Here is a 6,970-nt window from a genome sequence, read left to right as displayed (position 1 = left end):
TTTTGTACTTTTTGGCGGCTCTTTGGTCGGGGCGGTGTTGGGGCCGGTTTGTCCCGCGGTGGGCGTCTCGTTTCTGGGGCTTCGCGCATGCGCTTCGACCGCCGAACGGCGAGACGGCCACGAACCCATGGGGGTCGGGCCTTCTTCTCGGGCTTTCGAGACTCCCGCTCGCTACCTGTGGAGATGATGCGACATGTTTTCGTGTCTCAGTATGCGAGACGTTAGTATCGTTGTATGAGACAGCATAGCGGTATCGGGGTGCTCGACAAAGCCATGGCGGTGCTCTACGCGGTGGCCGAGCAGCCGTGCGGGCTGAACGAGCTGTGCACGCGGACGGGGCTGCCCCGGGCGACCGCGCATCGGCTGGCAGTGGGGCTCGAGGTGCATCGCATGCTGGCCCGGGACAACAACGGGTTGTGGCGGCCGGGTCCGGCGCTGTCGGAGCTGGCGACCTCGGCCGACGACCCGCTGCTCGACGCGGCGGCGACCATTCTGCCGCGGCTGCGGGAGATCACCGGGGAGAGTGTGCAGCTGTACCGCCTGGACGGGCACGCGCGGGTGTGCGTGGCGGCGCTGGAACCGGCGGCCGGGTTGCGGGACACGGTTCCGGTCGGGGCGCGGCTGCCGCTCACCGCGGGGTCGGCGGCGAAAGTGCTGCTGGCCTGGGCGGATCCGGAGTTGCAGCGCGGGGTGCTGATGGAGGCGGTGTTCGGGGAGCGGGCGCTGGCCGAGGTGCGGCGGCGCGGCTGGGCGCAGAGCGCGGGCGAGCGGGCGGCGGGGGTGGCGAGTGTGTCGGCGCCGGTGCGGGATTCGGGCGGGGCGGTGGTGGCCGCGGTGTCGGTGTCGGGGCCGATCGATCGGATGGGCCGCCGGCCGGGCGCGCGCTGGGCCGCCGACCTGGTCGCCGCCGCCGAGGCGCTGCACAAACGGCTCTGATCGGGCCGAGCTGTGAGCGCGGCCATACGGCGTAAATTACAGTCGACCCATGGGAGTGAATCAACGCGCGCAGATCGTGATGTCCGACGAGGAGATCGCCGGTTTCCTCGAGCGCAGCCGCATCATGACGCTCGCGACCCTGGGCAAGACGGGCCTGCCGCATCTGGCGGCCATGTGGTACGGCCTGGTCGACGGCGAGATCTGGTTCGAGACGAAGGCCAAGTCGCAGAAGGCGGTCAACCTCCGCCGGGACCCCCGCGTCACCGTCCTGGTCGAGGCGGGCGACAGCTACGACCAGCTGCGCGGCGTCTCGATCGAGGGCCGCGCCGAGATCGTCGACGACCCCGACGCCCTGTTCCGCGTCGGCGTCAGCGTCTGGGAGCGCTACACCGCCCCCTACACCGAGGAGGCCCGCCCCTTCGTCGAGGCCATGCTCAACAAGCGCGTCGCCGTCCGCCTCATCCCCGAACGCACCCGCAGCTGGGACCACCGCAAACTCGGCATGCCGGAGACGCCCCCGGGCGGGTCCACTTGGCCGTTGCGGGACTAGGCCGCCCCCGCCTCACCCCCCTTCCCCACCTCAACCCCCTTGATCCCGGCTCGACCCCCCTTGTTCCCGGCCGCAGGCCGGGACACCAAAAAGCCCCAGCTCACTGAGCTGGGGCTTCTCTGTAGTCCCGACGGGATTTGAACCCGCGCTACCGCCTTGAGAGGGCGGCGTCCTAGGCCGCTAGACGACGGGACCAGGATCGGCGCTCCGGATCGGAGGCCCGGTCAGCTTAACCGGCCAGGACCTCGGCGACCAAATCGCCTGGAGGCTGATGCCTCCCGCTGGGGTACCAGGACTCGAACCTAGAATGGCTGAACCAGAATCAGCTGTGTTGCCAATTACACCATACCCCAATGACCTGGGCTTTCGGCCGCGCCCTCGTGGGGCGGGGACCGCTTTCCGGGCCGGGAAGAAGATTACCAAACCCGGCCCGGAAACCTGCAAATCGCCTGGTAGAACCGCTGTTTTCAGCCGTCGCGAGGCTCAGGCGGGCTGCTTGAGCGCGGCCTGCAACCGATCCAGCGTGATCTCGCGCCCGAGCAGTTCCAGCGACTCGTACAGCGGCGGGCTGATGTGCGATCCGGTGACCGCGACCCGCACCGGCCCGAACGCCTTGCGCGGCTTGAGGCCCAGCTCGTCCACGAGGGCCATTTTCAGCGCCTCCTCCAGCGTGGCGGCCGTCCAGTCCGCAACACCCTCCAGCGCCCGTACGGCCGCCCGCAGCACCGGCTCGGCGTCGGGTCCGAGGTTCTTCTGGGCCGCGGCCGGGTCGATCGCGAAGCGCTCGGCCGGGACGAACAGGAACTTCAGCAGATCCCAGGCATCGCCGAGCACCACGATCCGGGTCTGCACCAGCTCGGCCGCGGTCGCGAAAACCGCCTCGTCGACTTCGGCCCCGATGTGCCCGTGGTCGGTCAGGTACTCCCGCAGTCGGCGCGCGAAATCGCCCGAATCGAGCAAACGAATGTGCTCGGCGTTGAGCGCGTCGGCCTTCTTCTGATCGAACCGGGCCGGATTCGAATTCACTTTCGATATGTCGAAGGCCGCAACCATCTCCGCCATCGTGAAGACATCGCGATCCTCGGCGAGGCTCCAGCCGAGCAGCGCCAGGTAATTCAGCAAACCCTCGGGAATGAATCCCCGGTCCCGGTGGACGAACAGATTCGACTCGGGATCACGTTTGGACAACTTCTTGTTGCCCTGTCCCATCACGAAGGGAAGATGCCCGAACTCGGGGGTGAAGTCGGCGACCCCGATCCGCGCCAAAGCCTCGTACAGCGCGATCTGCCGCGGGGTCGAGGAGAGCAGATCCTCGCCGCGCAACACGTGGGTGATCTTCATCAGCGCGTCGTCGACCGGATTGACCAGCGTGTACAGCGGCTCGCCGGTCCCGCGGGTGAGCGCGAAGTCCGGGACCGACCCGGCGCGGAAGGTGGTCTCGCCGCGCACGAGGTCGGTCCAGGTGATGTCCCGGTCGGGCATTCGCAATCGGATCACCGCGCCCCGGCCCTCGGCCTTGTAGGCGGCGATCCGCTCGGGCGTCAGGTCGCGATCGAAGTTGTCGTAGCCCAGCTTCGGATCGCGTCCGGCCGCGCGATGGCGTGCCTCGACTTCGTCTGGGGTGGAGAAGGATTCGTAGGCCTCGCCCGCGGCCAGCAACCGCCGCACGACGTCGAGATGCTGTTCGCGCCGCAGCGACTGCCGGTACGGCCCGTACGGTCCGCCGACCTCCGGGCCCTCGTCCCAGGTGAGTCCGAGCCAGCGCAGCGCGTCGAGCAGCGCGTGATAGGACTCCTCGGAGTCGCGGGCGGCGTCGGTGTCCTCGATGCGAAACACGAAGGTGCCGCCGTGGTGTCGGGCGAACGCCCAGTTGAACAGCGCGGTCCGGATCAGGCCGACATGGGGCGTGCCGGTCGGTGACGGGCAGAATCGGACCCGTACGTCAGTCATGTTCCTTCTCTCGATCAACGTTTGGCGGCAACGGGATTGACCAGGGTGCCGATGCCCTCGACCGTCACGGAGACAGTTTGCCCATCCGCGACCGGTCCTACACCTTCCGGCGTGCCGGTGAGGATGACGTCGCCGGGCAGCAGGGTCATCACCGTGGTGATCCACTCGATCAACTTCGGAATGTCGTGCAGCAGAAGAGAAGTCCGGCTACGCTGGCGGACCTCACCCTCGAGCTCGGTGCGGATCTCCAGATCGGCGGGATCGAGCTCGGTCTCGATCCACGGGCCCAGCGGGCAGAACGTGTCGTAACCCTTGCCGCGGGTCCACTGCCCGTCGTGCTGCTGCTGATCGCGCGCGGTGACGTCGTTGGCGACGGTGTAACCCAGCACGACGTCGCGGGCGCGGGCGGCGGGCACGTCCTTGCAGGGGCGCCCGATCACCACCGCCAGCTCGCCCTCGTAATCGACCCGAGACGAACTGGGCGGCAAGAGGATCGGGGCGTTCGGGCCGATGATCGAGGTGTTGGGCTTGAGGAAGATCACCGGGTCGGCGGGCGCGTCCCCGCCCATCTCCGCGGCGTGCGCGGCGTAGTTCTTGCCGACGCACACCACCTTGCTCGCGAGGATCGGCGCGAGCAGTCGCACGTCGGCCAGCGGCCAGCTGCGGCCGGTGAATGTGGGTGTACCGAACGGATGTTCGGCGATCTCGCGGACCGTGGCATCCGGTTCGGAACCCTCGATGCTGACGAAAGCGACCCCGTCGGGGCTGGCAACTCGACCTAGACGCATGTGCGGAGTCTAACGACCTGCGCGATCTCGATTCGCACGGTGGGTGTACCGTGAGGGCGTGTCCACAATACAGGACACTGTTCCCAATATATGAGATTCAGGTGAGGTGGATGAGCGAGATCGCGAAGGCCGATCGTTCCGTCGGCACGGCACGCCGGTGGCTCATGCTCGCCCTCGGGGTGTTCGCGCAGGGCTCGAGCGCGGTCATCGTGCACGGCACGCCGTTCCTGCTGCCCGCCCTGACCGAGCGCGGAATGCCTTTGGCCACTGCGGGTCTGCTGGTGGCCATGCCGACAGTCGGACTGTGTTGCATGCTCATCGCCTGGGGGTACGCGGTCGACCGGATCGGCGAGCGCGCGGTGCTGGTCGCCGGGCCGCTGGTGATCTGCGTGGCGGGCGCGGCGGCGGCCACGGTCACCAATTACGTTGCGCTGGGGGCGTTGTTGTTCGTGGCGGGGATGGGCGCGGCCAGCACCAACGGCGCCAGCGGCCGGGTCATCGTGGGCTGGTTCCCGCCCGAACGGCGCGGGCTGGCCATGGGAATTCGGCAAACTGCACAACCGCTGGGTGTCGGTATCGGGGCATTGACGATCCCGGTTGTGGCTGCGGCGCAAGGGTTTTCCGTGGCGATCCTGGTTCCGGCGGTGATGGCCGGGCTGGCCGCGGCGGCGTGCGCGGTCGGGATCGTTGATCCACCGCGGCCGGGCGGGGCGGGTGCGACCAAGCCGGTCAATCCGTATCGCGGGGACGCGACCCTGTGGCGGATTCACGGGGTGTCGGTGCTGCTGGTCGTGCCGCAGGCGACGGTGTGGACCTTCGCGTTGTTGTGGCTGCATCGCGACGTCGGGCTGTCGCTGGGGGCGGCGGGTGCGCTGGTCACGGCGACGCAGCTGCTGGGGGCGGCGGGGCGGATCGGCGCGGGCGTCTGGTCGGATCGGGTGGGCAGCCGGATGCGGCCGCTGCGGACGGTGGCGGTGGCGGCCGTGGGGTCGATGGCGGGACTGGCCCTGACGGCGTGGCTGGGCTGGTGGTGGGCCGCGATCCCGATCCTGGTGATCGCCTCGGTGATCACCGTGGCGGACAACGGATTGGCGTTCACAGCGGTGGCCGAGATAGCAGGGCCCTATTGGAGCGGAAGGGGTTTGGGGATTCAGAACACCGGACAGAACCTCGCCTCGGCGGCGATCGCACCCCTCTTCGGCGCGGTCATCACGGCGGCGGGCTTCCCGGCCGCCTATCTCATCGCCGCGGTGATCGCGGTGGCCGCGGTGCCGCTGGTTCCGCTCGGCCGGTCCGGGCGGGCGGCGCCGGAACACCAAGGGGTGCTGAAGAACTGATCCGGATGGATCGGGCAAACCGGGAGCGTGGGTTGCTGGGAGGGTCCGGAAGGTTGCTGGCACCGCAAGGGAGGCAAGCTTTTTCACAGTGAAGCGGATGCGCTTCGAAACTGACTCGGCGGCAATCCATCCCGCGCGGTACGGCGAACGGCCCCGTGTCCGAAGGAAATTCGGACACGGGGCCGTGTCGGTGCCGGAGGATCAGACGGCGGCGGCGATCCGATCGCCGATCTCGACGGTGGAGGCGGCGCCGGATCGGGAGGCGAGATCCTTGGCCACGGCGGCCTCGATGCGCGCGGCCTCGTCGGTGCGGCCGAGGTGGGTCAGCAGCAGGGCGACGGACAGGATCGCGGCGGTCGGGTCGGCCTTGGACTGTCCCGCGATATCGGGGGCGCTGCCGTGCACCGGTTCGAACATGCTCGGATTCGTGCCGGAGGCATCGATATTGCCCGAGGCGGCCAGGCCGATACCGCCGGAGACGGCCGCGGCCAGGTCGGTGATGATGTCGCCGAACAGGTTGTCGGTGACGATGACGTCGAAGCGGCCCGGGTCGTTGACCATGTGGATGGTGGCGGCGTCGATGTGCTGGTAGGCGGTCTCGACATCCGGGTACTCCGCGCCGACCTCGGTCACCGTCCGCTGCCACAGCGATCCGGCGAACGACAGCACGTTGGTCTTGTGCACCAGCGTCAGATGCTTGCGCCGCGCGCGCGCCTTCTCGAACGCGTACCGCACGACACGCTCGATCCCGAAGCGCGTATTGGTGCTCACCTCGGTCGCCACCTCGTGCGGCGTCTCCACGCGAATCGCGCCGCCGGTCCCGGTGTACGGCCCCTCGGTCCCCTCGCGCACCACGACGAAGTCGATGTCCGGCGTCCCCGCGAGCGGACTCGTCACGCCCGGATACAGCCTCGACGGCCGCAGGTTCACATGATGATCGAGCGCGAACCGCGTCCGCAGCAACAACCCCCGCTCGAGCACCCCGCTCGGCACCGACGGATCCCCGATGGCCCCCAACAGAATCGCGTCGTGCTGCCGCAACTCCGGCAACACCGACTCCGGCAGTACCTCCCCCGTAGCGTGATACCGCTTCGCCCCCAGATCGTACTGGGTCCGCTCCACCCCCGGCACCACCACATCGAGCACCTTGAGCGCCTCCCCGATCACCTCGGGCCCGATCCCATCCCCCGGGATGACAGCAAGCTTCATCTCACGCTCCATTCCACAACCACCAAGGCCCGACAACAACCCGGCCACGATAACGGTTCCCCCTCCCCCACCTCCCCCCAGGTCAACCCTCCCAACCCCCACGAGGACCACCACCCCCAGGTACGGCAGCACAGCCGCACCCTTTATTCGGAACCCTCGGTGACCGACACCATCGAGATCCTGCGCGGCCTGGTCGACAC

6 protein-coding genes and 2 tRNA genes are annotated in these 6,970 nt (G+C 68.6%); 3 read left to right on the top strand and 5 right to left on the bottom strand.

The window, feature by feature from the left end; genetic code table 11:
- Positions 1 to 234: 234 nt before the first annotated feature.
- The gene (locus ACWDSJ_RS37720; RefSeq protein WP_387355813.1) at positions 235 to 936 is read left to right on the top strand and encodes an IclR family transcriptional regulator; all 702 of its coding nucleotides are present in this window, start codon (positions 235 to 237) and stop codon (positions 934 to 936) included.
- Positions 937 to 985: 49 nt separating this feature from the next.
- Positions 986 to 1,486 (top strand): PPOX class F420-dependent oxidoreductase, encoded by a 501-nt coding sequence (locus ACWDSJ_RS37715; protein ID WP_450037663.1) that lies wholly within the window; start codon positions 986 to 988, stop codon positions 1,484 to 1,486.
- Positions 1,487 to 1,608: 122 nt separating this feature from the next.
- On the opposite strand, the gene ACWDSJ_RS37710 is transcribed toward ACWDSJ_RS37715, so the two are convergent.
- The 4 genes from ACWDSJ_RS37710 to ACWDSJ_RS37695 all read right to left on the bottom strand — a co-directional run bounded on the left by ACWDSJ_RS37710 (position 1,609) and on the right by ACWDSJ_RS37695 (position 4,224).
- Positions 1,609 to 1,681, bottom strand: a tRNA-Glu gene (locus tag ACWDSJ_RS37710).
- 86 nt (positions 1,682 to 1,767) lie between these two features.
- A tRNA-Gln gene (locus ACWDSJ_RS37705) sits at positions 1,768 to 1,839 on the bottom strand.
- 130 nt (positions 1,840 to 1,969) lie between these two features.
- Positions 1,970 to 3,436, bottom strand: a complete 1,467-nt coding sequence (gene gltX / locus ACWDSJ_RS37700) for a glutamate--tRNA ligase (protein ID WP_450037662.1) — start codon at positions 3,434 to 3,436, stop codon at positions 1,970 to 1,972.
- A 14-nt stretch (positions 3,437 to 3,450) separates the two neighbouring features.
- On the bottom strand, positions 3,451 to 4,224 hold the full coding sequence (locus tag ACWDSJ_RS37695) for a fumarylacetoacetate hydrolase family protein (RefSeq protein WP_450037661.1): 774 nt from the start codon (positions 4,222 to 4,224) through the stop codon (positions 3,451 to 3,453).
- Between the two features lie 110 nt (positions 4,225 to 4,334).
- On the opposite strand from ACWDSJ_RS37695, the gene ACWDSJ_RS37690 reads away from it, so the two are divergent.
- Positions 4,335 to 5,561 carry an MFS transporter gene (locus ACWDSJ_RS37690; protein ID WP_450037659.1) on the top strand — a complete coding sequence of 409 codons (1,227 nt, stop codon included), beginning with the start codon at positions 4,335 to 4,337 and terminating at the stop codon, positions 5,559 to 5,561.
- 201 nt (positions 5,562 to 5,762) lie between these two features.
- Here the strand turns inward: ACWDSJ_RS37690 and ACWDSJ_RS37685 are convergent, their stop codons facing one another.
- Entirely contained in the window at positions 5,763 to 6,770 is a 1,008-nt protein-coding gene (locus ACWDSJ_RS37685; RefSeq protein WP_450037658.1) for a 3-isopropylmalate dehydrogenase, read from the bottom strand.
- Positions 6,771 to 6,970 lie beyond the last annotated feature (200 nt).

This window comes from Nocardia sp. NPDC003482, from assembly GCF_053588115.1.
Note: the sequence above shows the minus strand (reverse complement) of the source record. Positions and strands in the feature narration are given on the sequence as shown.

What these genes read in the sequence shown, in the direction of transcription:
- ACWDSJ_RS37720 (WP_387355813.1), top strand. Translation starts at nt 235, where the DNA reads ATGAGACAGCATAGCGGTATCGGGGTGCTCGACAAAGCCATGGCGGTG.
- ACWDSJ_RS37715 (WP_450037663.1), top strand. Translation starts at nt 986, where the DNA reads ATGGGAGTGAATCAACGCGCGCAGATCGTGATGTCCGACGAGGAGATC.
- gltX (WP_450037662.1), bottom strand. Translation starts at nt 3,436, where the DNA reads ATGACTGACGTACGGGTCCGATTCTGCCCGTCACCGACCGGCACGCCC.
- ACWDSJ_RS37695 (WP_450037661.1), bottom strand. Translation starts at nt 4,224, where the DNA reads ATGCGTCTAGGTCGAGTTGCCAGCCCCGACGGGGTCGCTTTCGTCAGC.
- ACWDSJ_RS37690 (WP_450037659.1), top strand. Translation starts at nt 4,335, where the DNA reads ATGAGCGAGATCGCGAAGGCCGATCGTTCCGTCGGCACGGCACGCCGG.
- ACWDSJ_RS37685 (WP_450037658.1), bottom strand. Translation starts at nt 6,770, where the DNA reads ATGAAGCTTGCTGTCATCCCGGGGGATGGGATCGGGCCCGAGGTGATC.